The organism is Erwinia sorbitola (genome assembly GCF_009738185.1).
Taxonomy (GTDB): Bacteria; Pseudomonadota; Gammaproteobacteria; order Enterobacterales; family Enterobacteriaceae; genus Erwinia; species Erwinia sorbitola.
The window spans coordinates 1,790,530-1,814,484 of record NZ_CP046509.1 but is presented as its reverse complement, the minus strand read 5'-3'; the positions used below and the strand labels follow the sequence as shown (position 1 = coordinate 1,814,484).

Sequence of the window (23,955 nt, the reverse complement as noted above, 5' to 3'; positions counted from 1 at the left end):
GCGTGACTTACCAGCTCACACACACTTTGCCAAAGTGTCTGCCGCTTTGCAGATGGGCAAATGCCTCACCTAAGCACTCATAGCTGAATACCTTATCAATCACCGGTTTCTGCTCCATCAGCTCCAGTGCTTTCACATAGTCGATCTGATCCTGACGGCTGCCTACAATCAGCCCTTCAATACGCACCTGTTTTGCCAGCACGCTGAAAATGGATAGCGCGGCATCCGTCCCGGAGAGCACACCGATCACCGCAATATGTCCGCCAACCTTCACTGCCTTCAGCGACTCATTTATGGTGGCAGGGCCGCCGACCTCAACGATATGATCAACGCCCTCTCCCTGAGTCAGTTCCAGCACTTTGTCGCCCCACTCAGGGGTGGTGCGGTAGTTGATCGTCTCATCAGCACCCAGTTGACGCACTGCCGCCAGCTTTTCATCAGAGGAAGAGGTGGCAATAACGCGCGCGCCCATGGCTTTCGCCAGCTGCAACGCGGCAATCGAGACGCCACCCGTTCCCTGCACCAGCACCGTTTCGCCCGCTTTTAAGCGGCCATTGACCACTAATGCACGCCAGGCGGTCAGCCCGGAAGTGGTAATGGTTGCCGCTTCTGTATGCGACCAGCCCGCAGGCGCATGGGTAAACGCATTCTCGTCACGCACCACAAATTCGCTGGCAAAGCCATCAACGCCATCGCCAGGGGTATGAGCAAATCCCCCCACTGCCTGGGTCGCTTTACCTGCCGTCCAGATCGGGAAGAAGGTAGATACGACTGCATCACCAACGCGGAACCCGGTTACGCCCTCGCCTACCGCCTCGACGATACCAGCACCGTCAGAGAGCAGAATACGCCCCTCTTCCACGGTCATCGCGCCGGTTGCCACCATCAGGTCATGGAAGTTCAGCGAGCTGGCTTTGATTGCAACACGGATCTCCCCGTGGCCAGGCTGACCCGGATCGCGTACCTCAGTGAGTTTCACGCTATCCAGATTGAAGGGATTATTGATCGCTATTGCTTTCATCATTGTCTCCTGATGGGTATAGGTCTGGCGTATGCCAGTTATTTACAGCAGCCATGTATACACCATCTGCGGATGCGGGTAATACGCACTACGCGCTATCACGCAATATTATCCCCCGCGTATCGTCCCCCTCCAGATAAAATCCGCATGGTACATTCGCGTTTCGCCCGGCATCTCCTGATCCAGTGCCGGGGGCTGGCTGTCTTCGCGCTGCTCTTCGGCCACCAGCCAGGCAACGGCGTCGCGGGCAAAGCGATCCACCGGCTGGGTAAAGGTAGTGAGATGATAAGAGGACCAGGCCGCCTGCGGGATATCATCGTAACCCGCCACGCAGAGGTCTTCAGGAATACGCAGGGAAAAACGGTGCCGCGCTTCATCCATAAAACCGCAGGCCAGTAGATCGGTAACGCAGAATACCGCATCAGGACGGTGGCGACGGGTCAGCAGGCGGTGTGCCAGAATCTGCCCGCTCTCATAGGAGGTGGTGCCAAATCGCTCCACGCTAACCTGTAGTCCGGCGGCTTCCGCGGCCTGCATAAACCCGCGTTCACGTGCCATCAGGCTTGGCGTTCCTGCCAGCGAGTTGGCAAAGGCCACATGCTGGCAGCCTGCGCGGACAAACGCCATCACCACGCGATTCGCCGCCTCTTCGTTATCGAGATTAATACTTAACGAACCGGGCATTACGTCGTTACGATTAATCAGTACCAGCCGCTGACCGTGCTTATGGCACAGGCGCGCAATGGCGCTTTCAGGCATGCCGGAGAGGACAAAGGAGGCATCCGCACGGTAGTTAATTGCCTGTTGCAACGCCTGGGAAACACTGTCATCCGAGCGGTCGGTATTGATCAGCATGGCGATTTTTCCGGCTTCCTGTAAATGCTGAGTCACCAGCCGCACCAGGCTGGCGCGATACGGCGTTGCCAGCTCCGAGACAATCAGGCAGACGATGCCACTGCGGTTACGCACCAGTCCCCGCGCCAGATGGTTGACGTGATAGCCCAGCACCTCCGCCGCCTGCATCACTCTTTTACGCGTTGCTGCCGATACGCTGGCTCCCGGCGTAAAAGTTCGTGATACCGCCGATCGGGAAACCCCGGCCATCTCTGCCACATCTTTCGCGCTGACCACTGCCTTTTCCATCGCCATCCTCACATACGCCCGCTTTGCGTTGTCAGTGAGTCTGTCGCACTTTGCAAGGCTGTGCAAATAATTTTGTAGCGTGATTGTTTCAATTTTGTGACGCAGTAGCTGAATTGCGCTACAGCAAGATTGACAGCACAATTTTTGTGCATTAATTAATTGCACACACGTGCAAAACGTCTACACAAAACCTGGCGACAACGTATCGCCTACCCTACACACCGAAGGAGAACACCATGCATCGCGTCACTTTGATAGCAGCCATCGCCGCTGGCTCTGCGCTCACAGCCCTTCCGGCTCAGGCCGCCGATAAGCTGAATATGATCTGCTCCGCTGATGTGGTTGTTTGTGAGCAAATGACTAACCTGTTTGAGAAACAACACCCGGATATCAAAGTCAGTATGGTGCGCCTCTCTGCGGGTGAAGCCTATGCACGTATCCGTACTGAGGCACGAAACCCGCGCACCGATATCTGGTGGGCAGGCACCGGCGACCCGCATATGCAGGCCGCCGATGAAGGCTTAACTCAGGCGTACAAATCGCCACTGCTCGACCAGCAGCAGGACTGGGCGCAGAAGCAGGCCGAAAGCGCGCAGTTCCGTACCGTCGGCGTCTACGCCGGGGCGCTGGGATGGGGTTACAACACCAGGCTGGTGGAGGAGAAAAAGCTGAAAGCTCCGGCCTGCTGGGCCGATCTGCTCGATCCCTCCTGGAAAGGTGAAATCCAGATGGCAAACCCGAACTCCTCCGGCACAGCCTATAACACCCTCGCCACGCTGGTGCAGATCATGGGTGAAGAGAAGGCCTTCGATTACCTGAAAAAACTTAATGCCAACATTTCCCAGTACACTAAATCCGGTTCAGCGCCGGTGAAAGCAGCAGCGCGTGGTGAAACAACTATCGGCATCGTTTTTATGCATGATGCGGTAGCAATGCAGGTGGATGGATTCCCGGTGAAAGCAGTGGCACCGTGCGAAGGCACCGGCTACGAAATCGGCTCAATGTCGATTGTAAAAGGGGCGCGAAACCTCGCTGCCGCAAAAGTATGGTACGACTGGGCGCTCAGTGCCGAGGCGCAGTCCCATATGAAAGACGCCAAATCCTTCCAGCTGCCGTCGAACAAAAATGCCGCCATCTCTGAATACGCACCGCGTTTTGAGAATATCAAACTGATTGATTACGACTTTAAAACCTACGGTGACTCAGCCAAACGTAAAGCGCTACTCAGCCGCTGGGATAAAGAGATTGGCGCCAGCGCCCAGTAATCCCTCCTCCCTTCCCCTCCCGCCCGCGCGGGAGGCCGGATAATTAACCATCGAGGTTATGATGAATGCTCAAAACCGCCGCCTGGACGGGGCCTTAGTGCTGGGCGCACTCGCTGTCCTGCTCCTGCCCTGGTACAGCCTGGAAGCCGGATTTTTCGACTTCGGCTGGCTGGGCAAGCTCTGGCAGGAACGTGAGACGGCTCCGGCGCTGTGGCAAATTGCACTGTTTCAGCGCCCCTGGCTGGCCATCGCCGTGCTGATGCTGCTGATCACTGGGCTGGGCCGCCTGCTGCCCGTCGGCAATCACCGCTCCTGGTTGCTGATGGGAGCGAGCACCGCAGGCGTACTGTTTTTACTGTTTGAGGGCCACGCCATCGGCTACAGCGGCTGGAACTGGCTGTGGAGTGAGCAGCTGTTTGGCGCACTCAGTGACGGCCAGCCTGCCTTTGGTGCCGGAGCGATCCTGCTGCTGACTACTTTCCTGCTGCTCTTCTCCTTTGCTCTGGCAGAACGGGGCGTGCTGCGCGGTGATGCCTTTGTTGTCGCGGCGATTGTGCTGCTGGTGGCGCTGGTTACCACCTTCGTGCTCTATCCGGTGCTCAGTATGTTTGTCGCCTCAGTACAGGATGTGGACGGCTCATTTAAACCGGATGGGATGATCGCCAATATTCAGGATCCGGCCATCTGGAGCCTCGGCTGCCTCAGCGGCAGCGGTGGCTGTGGCACGGCCTGGCGTACTCTGTGGCTGGCGCTGATGACCGCCGGAGGATCCACTCTGCTTGGTCTGGCATTTGCACTGGCTGCCACCCGCACCCCGCTGCCGTTTAAAAAAGGGCTGCGGATGCTGACCGTACTACCCATTATTACGCCGCCATTTGTCATTGGTCTGGCGCTGATGCTGCTGTTTGGCCGCGCGGGCGTGGTCACCGAACTGCTGGCCTCGTTGTTCGGCATCGAACCGGGCCGCTGGCTGTACGGCCTGACCGGGATCTGGATCGCTCAGGTGCTCTCATTTACGCCGATTGCATTCCTGGTGCTGATTGGCGTGGTCGAGGGCGTCAGCCCGTCGCTGGAGGAGGCATCACAGACGCTGCGTGCCAATCGCTGGCGCACCTTCCGCTATGTATCACTACCGCTGATGGCACCTGGTCTGGCTAATGCCTTTCTCATCAGCTTTATCGAAAGCATGGCGGACTTCGGTAACCCGATGGTGCTGGGCGGCAGCCACGGCGTACTGTCGACGGAGATCTTCTTCTCAGTGGTCGGGGCGCAGAATGATCCGAGCCGGGCGGCAGTGCTGGCGATTATCCTGCTGTGTTTCACCCTCAGCGCCTTTATTCTTCAGCGCCTGTGGTTGTCTGGTAAAAACTTTGCCACCGTCACCGGCAAAGGGGACTCCGGTCAGCACTGCGGACTACCGCGCGGACTGCGCTATGCCGTTTACGCGCTGGTGATCCCCTGGGGCCTGTTCACGCTGGTGATCTACGGCATGATCCTGATTGGCGGCTTTGTGCAATCCTGGGGGCTGGACAGCAGCCTGACGCTGGCGCACTACGCCCGGGCCTTCGGCTTCCACTGGGGAGCAGGAGAGATAGTGTGGACCGGAGTGGCCTGGAACTCGTTCTGGACAACAATGGAGATCGCACTGATTGCCGCGCCGCTCACCGCCATTGTTGGCCTGCTAACCGCGTGGCTGATCGTACGACAGAAGTTTGCCGGACGTCAGACCTTCGAGTTTATGCTGATGCTCAGTTTTGCCATTCCCGGCACGGTGATTGGCGTCAGCTACATTATGGCCTACAACCTGCCGCCGCTGGAGATCACCGGCACCGCGCTGATCCTCGTCGCCTGCTTTGTTTTCCGCAATATGCCCGTGGGCGTACGCGGAGGCATTGCCGCCATGAGTCAGCTCGATCGCAGCCTGGATGAAGCCTCGCTGACGCTCGGTGCCAGCAGCTTCCGTACGCTGCGTAAGGTGATTCTGCCGCTGCTGAAACCAGCGATCAGCGCGGCGCTGGTATACGCCTTTGTACGGGCGATTACCTCAATCAGCGCAGTGATTTTCCTTGTCAGTGCGCAGTACAACATGGCCACTTCGTATATCGTCGGGCTGGTTGAAAACGGGGAATACGGCGTGGCGATTGCCTACTCCTCGGTACTTATTGTGGTAATGCTGGCGGTGATCCTCACCTTCCAGCTGCTGGTCGGTGAACGCCGTCTGCGCCGCGCCACCCGCATTGCCACCACCCCGCTGGCCACGCCACCGGCTTTACATCAGGAGAGTGCCGTATGACAACCATCCGTTCCGGTTCAGTGGTATTTGACAACGTTACCAAACAGTTTGGCGACTTTAACGCCCTGCCCGGTCTCTCACTGACCGTGGAACCGGGTAGCCTGGTGACGCTGCTCGGGCCATCTGGCTGCGGTAAAACCACCACTTTGCGCCTGCTGGCCGGGCTGGAGCACCCCAGCTCCGGGCGGATCCTGATTGGCGGCAAAGATGTCACTCATCTGCCCGCCAACGAGCGTGACGTGGCGATGGTGTTTCAATCCTACGCGCTATTTCCGCATATGAGCGCACTGGAAAATGTGATGTATGGCCTGCTCTCTGGCGGCCTGTCACGCAAGGAGGCGCAGGATCGCGCCCGTGAGGGGATGAAGCTGGTCGGGCTGGAGAGTATGGGCCAGCGCCTGCCCGCAGAGCTTTCCGGCGGCCAGCAGCAGCGTATTGCCGTAGCGCGTGCGCTGGTGCTGGAGCCGCAGGTGCTGCTGCTGGATGAACCGCTCTCCAACCTCGATGAACGCCTGCGCCGCCGTGTGCGTACCGAAATCCGCGATCTGCAACAGCGTCTCGGCTTTACCGCGGTGTACGTCACCCACGATCAGGAAGAGGCGCTCGCCGTATCCGATAAGATTATTGTCATGAAAGAGGGGCATATTGCCCAGCAGGGCGCGCCGCAGGAGCTGTATCAGTCGCCAGCATCGGTGTTTATTGCCGATTTTATGGGTGAAGCCAATATTCTGCCCTGCGATATTCGCAGGATTGAGGGGCAAGAGGCGGTGATAGCACTCGGCAGTCGTGAGTATCGCGTTCCCGGTGCTCACGCCCGCCCTGGCGCAGCGCAGCTGTCGGTACGTCCGCAGTTTATTACCCTGCGTACCGATCCGGCTGGCGCGCTGAACGGTGAGATCACCCACAGCACCTGGCTGGGTGACCATATTGAATATGAAGTGCAAACGGGTCTGGGCGCGCTGTTTATTGTCGATGTACAGATGGAAAGCCAGCTGGCTCCGGGTACCGGTGTCGCCGTGGATTTCAAACCTCAGGGACTGGCGCTGATTGCCCAGTGATCCCGCATGAATAAGGACTGAATATGAGTGAAGATATTTCCCGCCGCCTGGCGCTGGCAGAACAGGCTGCTCGCGAAGCCGGAGCCAAAGCGCTGGAATACTTTAATCACCGTGACCAGCTGGTGATTGAAACTAAACGCGATGCACAGGACGTGGTATCCATTGCCGACCGCGAAGTGGAGCTGCTGATTAACGGGCAGATTGCACGGGCGTTCCCGGATGATGGTTTTCTTGGAGAAGAGTTCGGTTTACAGGCTGGCAGCTCAGGTTTTACCTGGGTAGTGGATCCGATAGACGGCACCAGTCCGTTTGTGAACGGTATGCCGAACTGGTGTGTGTCGATCGCCGTTATTCATCAGGGCGAACCGGTGATTGGGGTCATTATGGCCCCGTGCCAGCAGGAGTGTTTTGTTTCCGCACGCGGCCAGGGAGCCACGCTTAACGGCAAACCGCTGCATGTTGATCCATCACGAACCATGCAGAACCACGTTACCGGCTTTGGAGCCAACAGCTATGTCACTCCGGAACGCGTAGGTGAAATCGCTGCCGGGATCACCGCCGTGGGCGGTAACTTCTTCCGTAATGGTTCCGGGGCGATGATGCTCGCCTGGGTCGCCGCTGGGCGGCTGGTGGGCTATTACGAACCTTATATGCACGCCTGGGACTGCCTGGCAGGCTACTGCCTGGTCAACGAGGCCGGCGGCTGGACGCATGCATTCAATACTGACGGCGAAGCTCTGCTGCGCGGTGCGCCCGTGCTGGCGGTGGCACCGGGTGCCAAAGCCGACCTGCTGAAAATTGCCAGGCTGTAGTGGCTTGATCACTGCATAAAAAAATATCTTAATATTCTCGATTGTCTGTCTCTGAGTGAACCAGATCACGCGCCGCTGCTGGCGCGTGATCTTCAGTTTAGCGTTCCCCTCCTCCGCTCTTAACCCGGATACCGCGACGCGCCATCCTGTGATAAGCCTCTCTTCCTCCTGGGCAAACGCCCAGGTATTTCCTGTTATCACACGGTTTATTTGTGTCACTGCACATAGTGATATTTCTTACTGACGCTTAAAATATCCTCAGTGAATAAAGTCTGTCAGTTCACTATTTATAACATTGTAAAGTTTAATTCGTAACATAACGCCAACCCAGGGACTTTTGTCTATTATAAAAATATAGAGGTCAAAAAATGAATATTTCCGAACCCCTCGCCTGGTATGGGGCACTGGCAGGTCTGTTTATTGCCATTTTCCTCATACTTAAAAAAACCAACCCGGTCTATTCGCTATTTTTGGGAGCGATTATTGGGGCATTTATCGGCGGCGGCAGCCTTGATCAAACCATTGCATTGCTGACCACCGGTACGCAAAGCGTGATGGGCACGGTAATCCGCGTGCTGGCGGCCGGCGTCCTGGCCGGTGTGATGATGGAGTCAGGCGCGGCAGAAACTATTGCTCAGGCAATCGTAAAGAAAATGGGCGAAAGCAAGGCGATTATTTCGCTGGCGCTGGCAACAATGATAATTACCGCCGTTGGGGTATTTATTCCGGTAGCCGTATTAATTGTCGCACCCATTGCACTCTCCGTTGGTAATAAAATTGGCATTTCCAAAATTGCCCTGCTGCTGGCTTTATCCGGCGGAGGGAAAGCAGGGAATATTATCTCACCCAATCCAAACGCTATTGCGGCGGCAAACGGATTTCATATTAATCTGAGCGATGTGATGATTGCCGGATTTATTCCCGCGCTGTTCGGCCTGCTGGTGACGGTACTGGTTGCCTCTCTGCTGAGAAACAGAGGCGTCAAGGTCACGGATGCCGAAGCTGCGGCCGCTTATGGCCCGGATTCTACAAAAAACGGGACGCACTACCCAACGCTGGGCAAAGCGGTGGTTGCTCCGCTGCTGGCTGTCATTCTGCTGATGGTCAATCCGATCGGCTCAATCTTCCATATCAGCGCCCTGACCTCCTTTAAGCTGGACGCCATGTATGTGCTGCCGGTAGCAGGTTTTGTCGGGCTGCTGGCGATGGGCAAAAAAGAAAAGATGCTGGCATACACCACTTCCGGCCTGGAAAAAATGACCGCCACCGTGCTGATCCTGATCGGTGCTGGTGCCATTGCCGGGCTGATTGCCGCCTCTGATCTCTCCACCCAGGTAGTGCAGCTCATTCACCTGATGGGGATTTCTGGCACCTTCCTTGCCCCTATTTCGGGCATCCTGATGGCGGGGGCGACCGCTTCGACCTCCACCGGGGTAATTCTCGCTACCAGCACCTTCGGCCATACTATTACTGATATTGGCATGGCACCGATTGCATCAGCGGTGATGGTACACACCGGAGCCACTGTTATTGACTCACTGCCTCAGGGCAACTACTTCCACGTCACCGCCCAGAGCATGAATATGAGTATCAGGCAACGTATGATGTTACTGCCTTATGAGGCAATGGTGGGCGGGACGATGACGCTTGTCGCGACCCTTCTCTATGGCTTTGCACGTTAAGAATAAGGTACCAGCAATGAAAAAGACCTTTGTATTAGCACCTGACTCCTTCAAAGAGAGCATGACGGCGAAGGAGGTGTGCATCGCAATGGAAACCGGCCTTAAGCGCGTATTTCCTGACGCAAACTATATTCATGTTCCGATGGCGGACGGCGGCGAAGGCACCACCCAGTCGCTGATTGACGCCACCGGCGGCGAAATATTTACGCAGCAGGTCACCGGCCCGCTGGGTACACCCGTTGAGGCCTGTTACGGCATTATGGGCAGCGGCGATATCGCCGTGATTGAAATGGCGTCGGCCAGCGGCATCCATTATGTCAATCAGCAGACCAAAAACCCGCTGCTGACCACCACCTGGGGCACCGGGGAGCTGATTAGTGCCTGCCTGGATAAAGGCATTAAAAAGATTATCCTCGGTATCGGTGGCAGCGCCACAAATGATGGCGGTGCCGGAATGGCCGAGGCACTGGGTGTGCGCTTCTACGATCGCCATGGCAAGCGGTTAGCTGCTGGCGGTGGCGCACTGGGTGAATTACACCGCATTGATATTTCCGGGCTGGACAGTCGCCTGGCACAGGTTGATATTCAGGTAGCCTGTGACGTGACTAACCCACTGTGTGGATCCCAGGGGGCCTCGGCAGTGTTCGGGCCGCAAAAAGGAGCCACCCCGGAGATGGTTACTGAGCTTGATCGTAACCTCGCGCACTATGCTGCGATAATCTCACAGCAGCTGGGCAAAGAAGTTGCGGCTGCACCTGGCGCTGGTGCAGCAGGTGGTCTGGGGGCCGGACTGATGGCGTTCACCCGCTGCACGCTGCGTAAAGGCATTGAGATCGTGGTGGAATACAGCGGTCTTGCCAGTCATATGGCCGGCGCGGATTTCTGCTTCACCGGTGAAGGCCGTATCGACTTTCAGACCCGGTTTGGTAAAACTCCCTTTGGCGTTGCACAAACCGCCATGCAGCATCATGTTCCGGTGATTGCAGTTGCGGGCAGTATTGGCGATGATATCGATTCGCTGTATGAAGCAGGTATTGATGCCATCTTCGGTATTATTCCTCATGCAGCAACCATAGAATCGCTGTTGCCCGAAGGAGCCACAAATATGGAACGCACCTGCGAAAATATTGGCCGACTTATCAAAAAAACAGCGATGGCTTCTTTTTAATAGCTGATTAATCAACGTCAATACATCTGGAGAAGAAGGGTGTATACCAGTGGGTTGCAGGCACCGAACCTGCAACTCAAACTATCAGCTAGAGAATGCGACATTTAACCAAGGATGTGACCATGTCTGAAGTATTAAGACGCACCAAAATTGTTGCCACCCTGGGCCCGGCTACCGACCGGGATAATAATCTGGAGAAAATCATTAAAGCCGGCGCCAACGTCGTCAGGCTGAACTTTTCTCATGGTACTGCTGAAGATCATATCGCCCGGGCACAGCGAGTGCGCGATGTCGCCAGCCGTCTCGGGCGTCAGGTAGCCATTTTAGGCGATCTCCAGGGGCCGAAAATTCGCGTGTCGACGTTTAAAGAGGGTAAAGCCCTGCTGACCGTCGGCGATGAATTTATTCTTGATGCCCTGCTGGATAAAGGCGAGGGCGATAACCAGCGCGTGGGTATCGACTATAAATCCCTGCCGGATGATGTGGTACCTGGCGATATCCTGCTGCTGGACGATGGCCGAATTCAGCTGCGTGTACTGCGCGTAGCCGGCACGATCATTTATACCGAAGTTACCGTTGGCGGCGTACTGTCGAATAATAAAGGCGTTAACAAACTGGGTGGCGGCCTCTCTGCCGATGCACTTACCGAAAAAGATAAAGCAGATATTCTCACCGCCGCCAAAATGAATGTCGACTATCTTGCCGTCTCATTCCCGCGCAGCGGCGAAGACCTGCGCTTCACCCGCCGTCTGGCGCGCGAGGCGGGCTGCAAGGCGCTGATCGTGGCGAAGGTTGAACGTGCTGAAGTAGTAGCATCGGATGAGAGCATGGACGATATGATCCTTGCCTCCGATGTGATCATGGTAGCGCGCGGCGATCTCGGCGTAGAAATAGGTGACGCTGCGCTGGTGGCGGTTCAGAAACGCCTGATTGCCCGCTCCCGCCAGCTTAACCGTGTGGTGATCACTGCCACGCAGATGATGGAGTCAATGATTACCAACCCGATGCCGACACGAGCAGAGGTGATGGACGTTGCCAACGCCGTGCTCGATGGCACCGATGCGGTGATGCTCTCAGCAGAAACCGCCGCAGGCAGTTACCCGGTGGAAGCCGTTACTTCGATGCATAACATCTGCCTCGGGGCGGAGCGGGTGCCCGGCACGACCACCTCGAAACACCGCCTTGACGTCGAGTTCAGCAATATTGAAGAGATGACGGCGATGTCCGCCATGTATGCGGCTAACCACCTGACCGGCGTAAAAGCGGTACTCGCCATGACCGAGTCGGGGCGTACTGCGCGCATGATGTCGCGTATTACCTCAAGTCTGCCTATCTTTGCCCTCTCACGGCATCAGTCCACGCTGAACCTGGCCGCGCTTTACCGTGGCGTGACACCCGTGTTGTTTAACGGCCATGCCGAAGGCGTACAGTCGGTACAGGATGCGATCGCTATTCTGCGCGAACAGGGGTATTTGTCATCGGGTGATTTGGTGGTTGTCACTCAGGGTGACAGCGTTGGCGAAGTTGGCAGCGCCAACACCTGCCGTATCTCACTGGTCGATTAAGTTAAACCCTCTGCGGCATTGAGCCGCTGCGCCGCGCGCTCTTCATCCGGGAGCGCGGCGCACATCAGCTGATCCTGTCCGGAGTGAATCAATGAGTGAATCTCTGTTCGATGCCAGGCTTGCCTGTTCCATCGTCGACAGAACCATGCAAATCATCCACTGCAACGTCAATGTGATGGGCGCCAACGGACGCATTATTGGCAGCGGCGATCCGGCGCGCATCGGAGAAATGCACGAAGGTGCGCTGTTAGCCTTAACCCAGCAGCGCGTGGTGACTATTGATGATGCATCGATGCACTCTCTTCACGGGGTCAAACCCGGTATCAACCTGCCACTCAAGCTTAATAATCAGATTGTCGGCGTAATCGGCCTCACCGGTAATCCGCAGGGATTAATGCAGTATGGCGAGCTGGTGCGCATGACAGCAGAAATGATGCTGGAACAGGCACGCCTGCTGCAACTACTGGCACATAACAGCCGTCTGCGTGAGGAGCTGGTGTTAAGCCTGATCCGCAATACCGGCAATGCCGCCACCGCCACCGAGTGGGCACAGCGTCTTGGGGTTGATCTGCAACGGCCACGCGTGGCAATGGTGGTTGAGCTTGAAAGCGGCCAGCTGGGCGTCACCAGCGCAATGAGTGAGCTGCAACAACTACAGTCACTGCTGCTCGAAACCGGGCAGGATGATTTAATGGCGATTGTCTCGCTGACCGAAATGGTGGTGCTGCGCCCCGCTCACCTGCACGCCGAACGCTGGGAGCCTGACGAGCATAAGCAGCGGATGGATCGGCTTTATCAGCGCCTGCAACAGGGCAGTTCGCTAAAAGTACGCCTGGCGCTGGGGAATTTTTTTCCGGGATCTGGCGGCGTCGAGCGATCGTATCGCACGGCGAAAGCCACTATGAAAGTGGGCAAGCTGAGAATGCCCGAACTGAACTGTTATGTTTATCAGGACAGCAAGCTGCCGGTGCTGCTGGATAGTTTATCGGATGGCTGGCAGGCGGCTGAACTGATCAGCCCGCTGAAAAGGCTAAAGGCAATGGATGAGAGCGGTGTCTATCGTAAAACGCTGCGCGCGTGGTTTCGACATAATCTGCACGCCAGCACTACGGCAAAAGCGCTGTTTATTCATAAAAACACCCTGGACTATCGCCTCAAACGAATTGCCGAACTGACCGGAATGAACCTCAGTAATCTGGACGACCGCTTCCTGCTCTATGTGGCCGACCAGCTTGATAATAACTAACGGAGAGCGGCAATACAGGCCGCTCCCCGGTTCAGGTTACTTCAGACGAAAAGCCACTACTGAATCACCCGCTTTAGTGCCCAGCGAACCATGTCCACCCGCGGCAATAACCACATACTGCTGCTTATCGCTGCCCATATAGGTAGCAGGCGTCGCCTGGCCACCTGCTGGCAGTTCAGTTTGCCACAGCAGTTCACCCGTATTTACGTCGTAAGCGCGGAAGAAGTTATCGGCCGTTGCACCGTGGAACACCACATCACCCGCCGTGGTTAACGGCCCGCCGTGAGCCACCATTCCCATCGGGAAACCAATCGGGAAGCGGCCCGGCAGGAAGCTGGTATTGAGGTTTTTGGTGGTGCCAACGCGGCGCAGCCATTCAGTTTTACCGGTTTTCAGATCGACACCCACCATACGACCCCAGGGTGGTGCAATACACGGAATACCCAGGCTGGAGGAGAGCTGCTGAATATGAATGGCGTAATCACCCTCAAAGTTCTCATTCCAGTACGGCGTACCATCTTTGCTGAACAGACGCTTGTCGGCGGTGGCCGCTGAACGTTTGATGAGATTATATTTGTAAGCCAGACGCACCGGAGAGGCGATCAGAATCTGACGCTCGGGATCAACCGCCACGGAACCCCAGTTGAATACGCCGATATTACCCGGGAAGATAATTGAGCCAGCTTCCGTCGCTGGCGTCCACGGATTACCGTCATAGCGCAGTGACTTAAAGTCGATACGGCAGGCCATCTGATCAAATGGCGTCAGGCCCCACATCGCTTTCTCATTTAGCGGTGCCGGAATAAAATTCAGCGCCGAAACAGGCTGTGTCGGGGAATATTTTTCACCGCTGATGCCCTGAGTAGAGACATCTACCTGATTAATCGGATATACCGGCTGACCGGTAAGGCGGTTAAGTACAAACAGGTTGCCGGTTTTGGTCGGCAGGATTACCACTGGCTGTTTCTGCCCCTGGTAGTCAATATCCAGCAGTGAAGGCTGCGATGGATTATCACGATCCCACAGGTCATTTTTCGACGACTGGAAGCGCCATTTAAAGCTGCCGGTTTTCAGATCCAACGCCACCAGCGTATCGCGGAATTTTTCCGTGTTGCTGTTCGCGTCACGTTTCATTCCCACTTCATCCGGCGAGGCATTGCCAAACGGCACATACACCAGACCATTTTTCAGGTCGGCACTCAGCGTGCCCCACGCCACTGGCGTATCCTGCGGATAGCTCTGGTCAGCGGCGATCGGTTGGGTATTTTCCGGGTTGGCCGGATCGAAGTTCCATACCAGGCGACCTGACATCGCATCATAGGCACGAATCACTCCTGACGGATTGCCTGTGTTATAGCCGTTGTCCATGACTGAACCGCCAACAATAACCAGATTACCCGCCACCAGCGGTGCCGCTGTCTGCATCAGTGCATGCGGGCGTACAGGGCCCATATTGGTATGCAGATCTACCACGCCATTTTTGCCAAAATCAGCACACAGCTTGCCGGTATCGGCATCCAGCGCGATCAATTTTGCATCATTACTGGCGTTGTAAATACGTTTACGACACAGCGCTGGCTGACCAGCTGTGGTATCACCCTGCACATCACCGCCATCGTAGAAGCTCACGCCACGACAGGTCTGATGCTGTTGCAGATAAGAAGCATCCTTCGCTGGCTGATATTTCCACTTCAGCGCTCCGGTTTCTGGATTCAGCGCATGCACTTCATTGTGCGGCGTACAGATATAGACGCTGTTATTCACCTTCAGCGGCGTGGCTTCAAAGGTGTATTCGGTGGCATCTTTTTCGGCGTCACGCACGTCACCCGTATGGTAGATCCAGGCAACATCCAGCTTGTTGACGTTATCTTTAGTGATCTGTTTCAGACTGGAGAAACGCAAACCATTGGCGGTGCCGCCGTAGGCCGTCCAGTCATTGCCAGCCACATCAGTATTGCTACTCTGACGCTGTGTGGTGATGGTGCCGGCCTGCGGCAAAGGATCGTAGAACATCATCCCCACCACCAGCGCCACAATGACAATCACCGTAGTACCGAGGAACGGATGAAAACGCCGCCCTTCATTTTTATACAGCGGGCGAACAACCCATGGCATTGCCAGCCACAGGCCGATCAGGCCGAAAATGTCTCCACGCGGGATCCACTGCCACTTATCGAAACCGACTTCATAAATCATCCACGCCAGCACCATCCACATCAGCAGAGCGTAGAGAGTCAGCGCGATTCTTTTTTTCATAAACAGTGTTACCGCTGTTACCAACAGACCGAGGCCCATCAGCGCATAGAACGGCGTACCGCCTATCATCAGCAATTTTGTACCCATGTAGAGCGTCGCGATCCCGACAATCGCGATGACAATACTGGTTATCTTGTTAAGCATTGGTATCCCTTAGTGTTAAAGTGCGCAATTATTACCTGACAAATAATTACAATATACTCACACTAATTTAACTAAAAAAATCTGATATAAAAACTAAAATTATTTTAATTGTTATCGGTAACTATTCCGTACAGATCACACTTTTGCCTGTATCGAGGTTGCGAGCCGTCTCTGAAAGTTGAAATTCTCTTCCGTCTTCTCACTGTCATCCCCTCCTTTTCGTCACCTCAGACCTTAGAATCCAGCCAGAATCGTAATAGTAGGCATTTGAAAGTACGTCTTCATGCGTACATAATAGAGGGACGAAGAAATGAAACTCACGGATGTGAAACGTCAGGCAATACACTGCCTCCATCAAGGCGCATATGATCATGAGGTTCGCAGGAATATAGACGTTAAAAACCTGTTTGCGACAGGCGAGGTTGATAACGTTTGGGTCGCTGAACTGATCAGGAAAACCAGCGGTACCGGGTATCATTGTAGCCCGCATCATCAGGATCCTGAGGTAGATGTGCATATCTGCCGTAGCTGGAAATGTGGAGGTTGGTGGTACGTAAAATTTTATTTTATGGAACCTGACATGATTTTTATCAGCGTGCATCTGTAACAAGGAAGAGGTGAACAATGAGAATTGTTAAAGAAGGTGAGACAAGGACGCTACTGTGCCATAACTGCGGTAAAACCTCCGCTACCTACCGGATGCGCGATGTCGACTTCAGCGATAAACGCGGTACGGTAAAAAATATTCTGGCTGCCGTCTGTGACCGCTGTGACGAAGTTGCCGCTATCCCGGCACAGTCTAACGCCCGCATCAAAGAGGTATTCGAGCAGTCCAGCTCATCGCTGGAGGTGAGAGTACCTGCGCACTACCTGGATATTCTTTATATAGCAACGCAGAAAATTGATGCGACGCTTAATGAAAATTTCAACAAAGTGCTGATTCTCTGGTATCTCCATGCGCTGACAAACGGACGCTACCCGCAGCAGAAGTTGAAATCCTTTTTGAGTAGCGATATGGCAAATGCCAAAGCTTCCCGCCGCCTGTCGATGAAAATCACCAACCGTCAGCAGGCCGAACTCAACCAGCTAATGCTGGGACAGGGGATGAAAAAAACCTCTGACGTGGTGAAAGCGGTGATCCTGAAAATTCACCAGGATCTGGTGCTGGAGCAGGATCTCAGCGGCCTGCCTGAGTTAAGAAATATGGCCGCAGCAATCGCCTGATCGGACTTTGTCACACAGACCTCTACTGCCCGTAAATTTTGCGGGCAGTTTGAGTCGCTCGCGTAACTTCTTGCCACGATAGGGTCTTCTGTGGAGTTATCTCGTCACCCGGTCTCTTATATTTTCCCAGGTCAGCATGCGGTGGATCCGCTTTTCAGCAGACCATCTAATTTTGCAATGTGTAACCTGCATCACTTATGCACTGTTCTGAAATCGTTATCACTCTGATTTACACAGACATTATTTATCCCGTTTATGACGCAGATCATCCCCTGCCATCTTGGCGATGGGCAATTAATGTTAGAGTGAGAAAAAATTAACAGAGAGTAGATTAAATGAATTATTTAGAACTCCAGGCATTACGTCATATTTTCCTTCTCAGTATCGAAGAAGCTGCTAGCTATATTGCTAAGGATAACGATCCCGCAGCGTGGAAAAAAAGAGAGTTGGGGCAAGAAGAGATCAGCGAGAAAATTATCCACCGCTTTGAAGAGTTGTTGATTCAACGTCAACATCACATGAACGCCATAATTGACAAAATTAACCTGCGTATCGGAAATAACACTATGAAATATTTCCCTACCTTTGAAGAATTCAAACAGGCCAGACCGGGCGAAGATCTTTTAGCATGGAAAACCTATCAGTCAGTGGCTGCTGAACTTTACTCTCGCGGGCTGGAACGGCTCTGCTAACCTACTGAATTATTATTAAATAACGCTTATGCCTGCCAGTTAAGCAGGCATAATGACATAGTAACAGTACTATCATGTCGCTGACGCAGGGCCGCATGTTCCTCTTCGGTTACAAATGTTAATTATACTGAAATTCTATAGATCTATTTGTTAATCCTATAGAAATCTTCTATTGATTGCACAAAAAAAAGCATTATTCATTACATCTCCCGCCTCGTAGTATTAATACCAATAATATTACTATTGATATTCACCGCCAGCCGAATTTATTTCCCGGCAAAAGTCGCTACGGAGCCAATATTATGAATCGTTATCGCCATCTTTTCACCCCAATTACCATCAATGGCATGCGTTTAAAAAATCGTATTATTATGCCGCCGATGGGAACTAATTTTGCCGGGTTAAATGGAGAAGTCAGTGAACAGCAGCTGGATTATTATTCGCTGAGAGCAAAAGGCGGCACTGCACTGATAACGATTGAAAATGTCTGCATTGATTTCCCGTTTGCCACTAACGGCACGACCCAGCTACGCATTGATAATGACCAGTATATTCCCGGCCTGTTTCGCCTGACGGAACGCCTGCATCAGCATGGTGCCTGCGTCTCGGTTCAGCTTAACCACGCCGGAGCATCTGCCTACGCGGCACGCCTTAATCAGCAGCAGCCCCTCTCCTCCTCAACGCAGCCTTCGAAAAAGAACGGCACAATCCCACGCGCCATGAGCGTGGAGGAAATTTATCAGGTAGTAGATAAATTTGGTGATGCTGCACAGCGCGCCCGTCAGGCAGGTTTTGACTGCGTTGAGATCCATGCAGGGCACTCCTATCTGCTGTGTCAGTTTCTCTCTCCAATCTACAACCAGCGTGAAGATGAGTTTGGCGGTTCGCCGGAGAACCGTGCGCGCATCGTGCGGCTGGTGGTGGATAAAGTGCGTGAGAAAGTTGGTCCCCGCTTCCCTATCAGCCTGCGTTTCAGCATGGATGACTTTGTAGAAGGCGGTAATCATCCGCAGGAGATGCTGGCCCTGCTGGAACACTGCCAGCAGAACGTGGATATGCTCAACGTCTCAGCGGCATTAAACGATACCCTGCAATTACAGATTGACCAGATGGATCTGCCCGACGGCTGGAAACGTTACCTGTCACGGGACGTGCGCCAGCGCTTCGGCAAACCAACGGTGATCGCCGGCAATATCCGTAATCCGGCCATTGCAGAAGATATCCTCGCCAGCGGTGACGCCGACCTGCTGGCCATCGGGCGCGGGCTTATCGCCGAACCGGCGTGGGTCAATAAAGTACAAAGTGGTCAGGAGCACCTGATGCGCCACTGCATCTCCTGCAATATTGGCTGCGCCGACCATCGCATTGCACGTTCACGCCCCATCCGCTGCTCAATCAACCCCGATATTCTGCACGGTGATGCTTACCGGCAGCGCCATGTCAGCCGGCCGCTCAAGGTGGTGGTGATTGGCGGCGGCACTGCTGGCATGGAAGCAGCCTGCACCGCCGCCGAAGTCGGCTGTCAGACCTGGCTACTGGAAGCACAGCCGCAGCTGGGCGGCCTGGCACGCGACATCGCCCGCCTGCCTGAAAAACAGAGGATTGCCGGGTTCCCGCAGTTTATGGAACGCCGCCTGCGCGCGCTGAACAACCTTGCAGTGATCACCGGTAAACATGCCAGCGTCAGCGATGTCGCCGCCCTTCTTCCTGACCTGGTAGTCAACGCCACCGGCTCCACCCCGCTGCTGCCGCCGATTAACGGTCTGATGGACTTTATCGACCGCCCTGGCAGCCGGGTGTTCTCCATTACCGGCCTGCTTTCCGGTATCGACAACTTTACCGACAACGCAGATAAACGCGTGGTGGTCGTAGGCGGTGGTGCTGTCGGGCTGGACGTCTGCGAATTTTTCGCCAAACGCGGTGCCCGCGTCACCCTGGTAGAAATGCTGGATGCCCCGGGCCGCGACCTCGATCTGATCACCAAAAACTCAATGCTGACAATGCTCGACGAACACCAGGTCACGCTGTGGATGCAGACCCGGCTGATGGCGGTTCATGGTGAGCATTTTAGCGTGAAGAAAGACGATGCCCTGCACGAACTGCCCTTCGACTTCGGCTTTGTCTGCCTCGGTATGCGCGCCAACCAGCAAGGGCTGGATGCGTTGCAACAGTGGGCGGCCAGCGAGCAGATAAGAGTTATGAACATCGGCGACAGCGTGATGGCACGTCGCATTATTGATGGCGTTCGCGAAGGGCATGACGTGCTCACCACTCTGGAAGATATGGGCTGCCTGGCGTGATGCGGTGAAGACTCCCCTGCGCCGGGAAGCAATGAATTTTTTAACATTATGAGGATAGCATCATGGCAGAACGCATCACTGGTCATACCGAACTGATTGGATTGATCGCCACCCCCATCCGTCACAGCCTCTCTCCCACCATGCATAACGAGGCTTTCGCCCATCTTGGTCTGGATTACGTCTATCTGGCGTTCGACGTGGGCAATAAAGAGCTGAAAGAGGTGATCGACGGATTCCGTGCACTAAACCTGCGTGGCTTTAATGTCTCAATGCCGAATAAAACTACCGTATGTCAGCATCTTGACCAGCTTTCTCCAGCCTCACAGCTGGTGGGCGCGGTGAATACCGTGGTTAATGATAACGGCGTACTGACCGGGCATATCACCGACGGCACGGGCTATATGCGTGCGCTGGTGGAGGAGAATATCAATATTATCGGCGAGAAAATGACGCTGTGTGGTGCCGGTGGTGCCGCCACGGCAATCTGTGTGCAGGCTGCGCTGGACGGTGTGCGCGAAATCTCCATCTTCAACCAGCGTGACGCCTTCTGGGATAATGCGCAGGCCACAATCCGTAAAATCCAGGACAATACCCGCTGCGTGGTAAATCTTTACGATATTGCCGATACGCAAAAGCTGCGCAATGAGATCGATGACAGCATGATTTTTACCAATGCGACTGGCATTGGCATGAAGCCGTTTGAAGGCGTGATGCTACTGCCGGATGAGAGCTTCCTGCGCCCCGATCTTATCGTCTCTGATGTGGTGTACAAGCCACAGCAAACCCGGTTGCTGGAAGTCGCCCGCAAAAAAGGTTGTCGCACTGTCAACGGGTTAGGCATGATGCTGTGGCAAGGGGCGGCAGCCTTCGAAATCTGGACAGGGAAAGAAATGCCGGTCGACTACATCAAAAACATCCTGTTCTGAGTGAAGGCATCTATGAAAAAAAATACCTACATTCCCACCGCCGCCGGGCTGTACCTTAACTATCTGGTGCATGGCATGGGGGTGCTGTTAATGACCCTCAATATGTCTCACCTGGAACAGCAGTGGCAGACCAACGCCGCCGGGGTCTCTGTGGTGATCTCATCGCTGGGTTTTGGCCGTCTGGTCGTGCTGTTTATCTCCGGCATGCTGTCTGATAAGTTTGGCCGTAAGCCTTTTATCTATCTCGGAATGCTGTGCTATCTGGGCTTCTTCTTTGGCATTCTCAGTTCGCAGAGCATTACCACGGCTTTTGCCTTCGGCTTCCTCGCCGGCATGGCAAACAGCTTCCTTGATTCCGGCACCTACCCGGCACTGATGGAGTCGTTCCCCAACTCAGCCAGCACCGCTAATATCCTGATCAAAGCTTTCGTGTCAGGTGGACAGTTCCTGCTGCCGTTTATTATCAGCGCTATCGTGCTGGCGGATCTGTGGTTTGGCTGGTCGTTCATCGTGGCGGCCGCCATTATGCTGCTGAATGCGATCTACCTGTTGAAACGTCCGTTCCCGGATCACCGGGCGCTGGCAAAACCGGTCATCAGCACCAGCGAACAGACCGGCACCTCACCGCAGCCGCAGCAGAACAACAGCAACCTGCTGGATATCGCCTGTTTCACGCTGTACGGCTATATCTCAATGGCAACGTTCTACCTGGTCAGCCAGTGGCTGGCGCAGTACGGCCAGTTTGTTGCCGGAATGTCCTACGCCTCGGCGATTAAGCTGCTAAGTATCTATACCGTCGGCTCCCTGACCTGTGTATTTGTGACCGCTGCACTGGTGAAAAAGGCCGTCAGCTCAGTGAACCTGCTGATGTTGTATACCTTTATCTCGCTGCTGGCGCTAATAACCGTCTGCCTGCATCCAACCCCTCCGGTGGTGATTGGCTTCGCCTTTGTAATCGGCTTCTCGGCGGCAGGTGGGGTCATGCAGCTGGGTCTGACGATTATGGCGATGAGCTTCCCACACGCCAAAGGGAAAGCTACCGGTATTTTCTACAGCGCCGGGAGCCTGGCCACATTCACCATTCCGCTGATCACCGCGAAGCTGTCACAAACCAGTATCGCCAGTATTATGTGGTTTGACGTTGGCATTGCAGCGGCGGGTTTCGCCCTTGCCCTGTTTATTGGCTATCGCCAGCTTGCAGCGCGCAGCGCGGCCTTGCAGATTAATCGTGTGCAGGTTTAGCCTGCCATCAGAGAGAGAATATTATGACCGCTATCGTAAACGTTAAAAACATCACTTTTGGCGCAGGCAAACCGCTAATCTGTGTTCCTCTGATAGGACGCACACTGGCCGCCATTAGTGAAGATGCCCGTCAGCTGGCAGAAATTCAGGCAGATGTGATTGAGTGGCGCGCTGACCACTTTGAGTCCGTTGACGACGTGAATGCCGTAAAGGCTGCGCTGCAACAGGTCCGCGCTATTTTGCCGCAGGTGCCGTTGCTGTTTACCTTCCGCAGTAAAAAGGAGGGCGGCGAGCATGAACTGAGCGATGATGCCTATTTTAATCTTAATAGCGAGATTGCCCGCAGCGGGTTGGTGGATTTGATTGATGTAGAGCTGTTTAACGAGGAACCACGCATCCGCGCGCTGGTCGCCCAGGCACATAGCGCTGGCGTGAAGGTGATTATGAGCAACCATGATTTCCATAAGACACCGAGTAAAACGGAGATTATTGCCCGTCTTTGCCGGATGCAAACCCTGGGTGCTGACCTGCCGAAAATCGCGGTGATGCCGCAGTCGCCCCATGATGTGCTGGTACTGCTGGATGCCACACTGACCATGAAAGAGGAACACGCCACCTGTCCTCTGATTACCATGTCGATGGGGAAAACCGGCGTGATCAGCCGTCTGGCCGGGGAAGTGTTCGGTTCAGCGATGACCTTTGGAGCAGCGCGCCAGGCATCGGCTCCGGGGCAGATTGCCGTGCAGTCGCTGCGTGAGATGCTCAATGTACTGAGCCACTAATAGCAAGGCGGGTATCCCGTGATACAGGGTTACCCGCCCTTACTGCTGATATTTTATTTTAACTCCAGCTCAGACTGGCAGTGCTGAATAATAAACTGCTTAAAAGCATTAGCAACCGGAGATAACTGCCGGCCTTTTCGTGCCGCCAGATAAATATAACGTGTCTCGCCCGGATCGGTAATACTCATTACTTTCACATCGGAATAATCCAGCGTAGTAATGCGCGGCATAATGGCAATGCCATAATTAATACTGACTAATCCCACCATCGCCGTATCCTCTTCAACATAACAGGCAATTTTAGGAACCAGATTCTTCTGGCTGAATATCCGATCAATAAAAGGTCTTAATCCGCTTTTTTCTGAGAAAAATACAAATGGCCACGCCATCGCCTCGCTGAGATCAATGCTCATGGTATTACGCTGCGCCAGCGGATGATGTCGGGAGGTCACCAGCACCAGCTCCTGACTGATAATCGGGGTGAACTCGATCTCATTTTCATGGCTTAAATGTGAGCAGATTGCCAGATCGAAACTGTCAGCTTTCAGCTCCTGCACGATAGCGCTGGTCGTGCCCTGGAAGAAGCTGAAGTCTGCGGGCGGCTGCCCGGGCTGCTGGCCAAAGCGTTCAATCAGCTGCGGGACCACCCGCTCCCCCATGGTATAGATAAAAGCCAGGTTAACGGTTTCGCGTGCGTTGCTGTTAAATTTTTGCAGCGCAGCACAGCCGTTCTCCAGTTCAGCAATGGCCTTTTCCACATAGGGCAGAAACTGTTTTCCCTCTTCGGTAATACGTATATTTCTTCCCTGCTTTGCAAACAGCATCACGCCAAGTTCTTTTTCCAGTTCAGAAATAGCGTGGCTGAGAGAGGGCTGGGTAATAAACAGGCTGGCAGCGGCGGCAGTATAATGCTCTTTTTCGGCCAGGCGCCTAAAATAGTAGAGTTGCTTCAGGTTCATGATTCTGACTCACGGTGATGTTCCCGGTAAATAAAAGCCGTCCCTGACAAGATTCTTCATATTATTAACGGCATATTGAACAGAATTATCTTAATAGCGTGAGGTGAAATTGAACTTGATGCGCATCATGGAAGATAGAGGGGGGTATCAGTAAAAGGATAAATAAGGAGGGGCCGC

19 protein-coding genes are annotated in these 23,955 nt (G+C 54.4%); 15 read left to right on the top strand and 4 right to left on the bottom strand.

Annotated features, from left to right (window positions below; all coding sequences use genetic code 11):
* Window positions 1–7: 7 nt before the first annotated feature.
* Both GN242_RS08120 and GN242_RS08115 read right to left on the bottom strand, forming a co-directional pair.
* Entirely contained in the window at window positions 8–1,021 is a 1,014-nt protein-coding gene (locus GN242_RS08120) for a zinc-dependent alcohol dehydrogenase family protein (RefSeq protein WP_156288227.1), read from the bottom strand.
* 108 nt (window positions 1,022–1,129) lie between these two features.
* Entirely contained in the window at window positions 1,130–2,170 is a 1,041-nt protein-coding gene (locus GN242_RS08115) for a LacI family DNA-binding transcriptional regulator (RefSeq protein ID WP_154751554.1), read from the bottom strand.
* Between the two features lie 230 nt (window positions 2,171–2,400).
* On the opposite strand from GN242_RS08115, the gene GN242_RS08110 reads away from it, so the two are divergent.
* From GN242_RS08110 to GN242_RS08075, 8 genes are all read left to right on the top strand, one after another.
* A complete protein-coding gene (locus GN242_RS08110) occupies window positions 2,401–3,429 on the top strand; it encodes an ABC transporter substrate-binding protein (RefSeq protein WP_154751555.1) in 1,029 nt (342 codons plus the stop codon).
* A 61-nt stretch (window positions 3,430–3,490) separates the two neighbouring features.
* A complete protein-coding gene (locus tag GN242_RS08105) occupies window positions 3,491–5,722 on the top strand; it encodes an ABC transporter permease (protein WP_156288225.1) in 2,232 nt (743 codons plus the stop codon).
* Window positions 5,719–6,780 (top strand): ABC transporter ATP-binding protein, encoded by a 1,062-nt coding sequence (locus GN242_RS08100; RefSeq protein ID WP_154751556.1) that lies wholly within the window; start codon window positions 5,719–5,721, stop codon window positions 6,778–6,780. Before GN242_RS08105 ends, GN242_RS08100 begins: the two co-directional genes overlap by 4 nt.
* A 23-nt stretch (window positions 6,781–6,803) precedes the next feature.
* Entirely contained in the window at window positions 6,804–7,592 is a 789-nt protein-coding gene (locus GN242_RS08095) for an inositol monophosphatase family protein (RefSeq protein ID WP_156287255.1), read from the top strand.
* A gap of 368 nt (window positions 7,593–7,960) precedes the next feature.
* Window positions 7,961–9,274 (top strand): GntP family permease, encoded by a 1,314-nt coding sequence (locus tag GN242_RS08090; protein WP_154751558.1) that lies wholly within the window; start codon window positions 7,961–7,963, stop codon window positions 9,272–9,274.
* Window positions 9,275–9,290: 16 nt separating this feature from the next.
* A complete protein-coding gene (locus tag GN242_RS08085) occupies window positions 9,291–10,442 on the top strand; it encodes a glycerate kinase family protein (RefSeq protein ID WP_154751559.1) in 1,152 nt (383 codons plus the stop codon).
* A gap of 122 nt (window positions 10,443–10,564) precedes the next feature.
* The gene (pyk, locus tag GN242_RS08080; protein WP_156287254.1) at window positions 10,565–12,007 is read left to right on the top strand and encodes a pyruvate kinase; all 1,443 of its coding nucleotides are present in this window, start codon (window positions 10,565–10,567) and stop codon (window positions 12,005–12,007) included.
* 91 nt (window positions 12,008–12,098) lie between these two features.
* Complete coding sequence (locus tag GN242_RS08075; RefSeq protein WP_156287253.1) at window positions 12,099–13,253, top strand: CdaR family transcriptional regulator; 1,155 nt, start codon at window positions 12,099–12,101, stop codon at window positions 13,251–13,253.
* A gap of 36 nt (window positions 13,254–13,289) precedes the next feature.
* Here the strand turns inward: GN242_RS08075 and GN242_RS08070 are convergent, their stop codons facing one another.
* Window positions 13,290–15,653 carry a membrane-bound PQQ-dependent dehydrogenase, glucose/quinate/shikimate family gene (locus GN242_RS08070; protein ID WP_156287252.1) on the bottom strand — a complete coding sequence of 788 codons (2,364 nt, stop codon included), beginning with the start codon at window positions 15,651–15,653 and terminating at the stop codon, window positions 13,290–13,292.
* Between the two features lie 310 nt (window positions 15,654–15,963).
* On the opposite strand from GN242_RS08070, the gene GN242_RS08065 reads away from it, so the two are divergent.
* The 7 genes from GN242_RS08065 (at window position 15,964) to aroD (ending at window position 22,819) form a co-directional block, all read left to right on the top strand.
* The gene (locus tag GN242_RS08065; protein ID WP_154751563.1) at window positions 15,964–16,260 is read left to right on the top strand and encodes a hypothetical protein; all 297 of its coding nucleotides are present in this window, start codon (window positions 15,964–15,966) and stop codon (window positions 16,258–16,260) included.
* Window positions 16,261–16,277: 17 nt separating this feature from the next.
* On the top strand, window positions 16,278–16,877 hold the full coding sequence (locus GN242_RS08060; protein WP_154751564.1) for a hypothetical protein: 600 nt from the start codon (window positions 16,278–16,280) through the stop codon (window positions 16,875–16,877).
* A gap of 335 nt (window positions 16,878–17,212) precedes the next feature.
* Window positions 17,213–17,569, top strand: coding sequence for an Aca2/YdiL-like domain-containing protein (locus GN242_RS08055; protein ID WP_156287251.1), 357 nt, complete (start codon window positions 17,213–17,215; stop codon window positions 17,567–17,569).
* 302 nt (window positions 17,570–17,871) lie between these two features.
* Window positions 17,872–19,869 (top strand): oxidoreductase, encoded by a 1,998-nt coding sequence (locus GN242_RS08050; RefSeq protein WP_156287250.1) that lies wholly within the window; start codon window positions 17,872–17,874, stop codon window positions 19,867–19,869.
* Between the two features lie 62 nt (window positions 19,870–19,931).
* Window positions 19,932–20,795 (top strand): shikimate dehydrogenase, encoded by an 864-nt coding sequence (locus tag GN242_RS08045; RefSeq protein WP_156287249.1) that lies wholly within the window; start codon window positions 19,932–19,934, stop codon window positions 20,793–20,795.
* 12 nt (window positions 20,796–20,807) lie between these two features.
* The gene (locus tag GN242_RS08040; RefSeq protein WP_154751568.1) at window positions 20,808–22,037 is read left to right on the top strand and encodes an MFS transporter; all 1,230 of its coding nucleotides are present in this window, start codon (window positions 20,808–20,810) and stop codon (window positions 22,035–22,037) included.
* 23 nt (window positions 22,038–22,060) lie between these two features.
* Window positions 22,061–22,819: a type I 3-dehydroquinate dehydratase gene (gene aroD, locus GN242_RS08035; protein ID WP_156287248.1), complete on the top strand. Its 759-nt coding sequence runs from the start codon at window positions 22,061–22,063 to the stop codon at window positions 22,817–22,819.
* 53 nt (window positions 22,820–22,872) lie between these two features.
* Here the strand turns inward: aroD and GN242_RS08030 are convergent, their stop codons facing one another.
* Entirely contained in the window at window positions 22,873–23,778 is a 906-nt protein-coding gene (locus GN242_RS08030) for a LysR family transcriptional regulator (protein ID WP_154751570.1), read from the bottom strand.
* Window positions 23,779–23,955 lie beyond the last annotated feature (177 nt).

Bases quoted from the DNA above. Each gene is read 5' to 3' on its own strand.
- GN242_RS08120 (WP_156288227.1), bottom strand. From the start codon at position 1,021: ATGAAAGCAATAGCGATCAATAATCCCTTCAATCTGGATAGCGTGAAA.
- GN242_RS08115 (WP_154751554.1), bottom strand. From the start codon at position 2,170: ATGGCGATGGAAAAGGCAGTGGTCAGCGCGAAAGATGTGGCAGAGATG.
- GN242_RS08110 (WP_154751555.1), top strand. From the start codon at position 2,401: ATGCATCGCGTCACTTTGATAGCAGCCATCGCCGCTGGCTCTGCGCTC.
- GN242_RS08105 (WP_156288225.1), top strand. From the start codon at position 3,491: ATGAATGCTCAAAACCGCCGCCTGGACGGGGCCTTAGTGCTGGGCGCA.
- GN242_RS08100 (WP_154751556.1), top strand. From the start codon at position 5,719: ATGACAACCATCCGTTCCGGTTCAGTGGTATTTGACAACGTTACCAAA.
- GN242_RS08095 (WP_156287255.1), top strand. From the start codon at position 6,804: ATGAGTGAAGATATTTCCCGCCGCCTGGCGCTGGCAGAACAGGCTGCT.
- GN242_RS08090 (WP_154751558.1), top strand. From the start codon at position 7,961: ATGAATATTTCCGAACCCCTCGCCTGGTATGGGGCACTGGCAGGTCTG.
- GN242_RS08085 (WP_154751559.1), top strand. From the start codon at position 9,291: ATGAAAAAGACCTTTGTATTAGCACCTGACTCCTTCAAAGAGAGCATG.
- pyk (WP_156287254.1), top strand. From the start codon at position 10,565: ATGTCTGAAGTATTAAGACGCACCAAAATTGTTGCCACCCTGGGCCCG.
- GN242_RS08075 (WP_156287253.1), top strand. From the start codon at position 12,099: ATGAGTGAATCTCTGTTCGATGCCAGGCTTGCCTGTTCCATCGTCGAC.
- GN242_RS08070 (WP_156287252.1), bottom strand. From the start codon at position 15,653: ATGCTTAACAAGATAACCAGTATTGTCATCGCGATTGTCGGGATCGCG.
- GN242_RS08065 (WP_154751563.1), top strand. From the start codon at position 15,964: ATGAAACTCACGGATGTGAAACGTCAGGCAATACACTGCCTCCATCAA.
- GN242_RS08060 (WP_154751564.1), top strand. From the start codon at position 16,278: ATGAGAATTGTTAAAGAAGGTGAGACAAGGACGCTACTGTGCCATAAC.
- GN242_RS08055 (WP_156287251.1), top strand. From the start codon at position 17,213: ATGAATTATTTAGAACTCCAGGCATTACGTCATATTTTCCTTCTCAGT.
- GN242_RS08050 (WP_156287250.1), top strand. From the start codon at position 17,872: ATGAATCGTTATCGCCATCTTTTCACCCCAATTACCATCAATGGCATG.
- GN242_RS08045 (WP_156287249.1), top strand. From the start codon at position 19,932: ATGGCAGAACGCATCACTGGTCATACCGAACTGATTGGATTGATCGCC.
- GN242_RS08040 (WP_154751568.1), top strand. From the start codon at position 20,808: ATGAAAAAAAATACCTACATTCCCACCGCCGCCGGGCTGTACCTTAAC.
- aroD (WP_156287248.1), top strand. From the start codon at position 22,061: ATGACCGCTATCGTAAACGTTAAAAACATCACTTTTGGCGCAGGCAAA.
- GN242_RS08030 (WP_154751570.1), bottom strand. From the start codon at position 23,778: ATGAACCTGAAGCAACTCTACTATTTTAGGCGCCTGGCCGAAAAAGAG.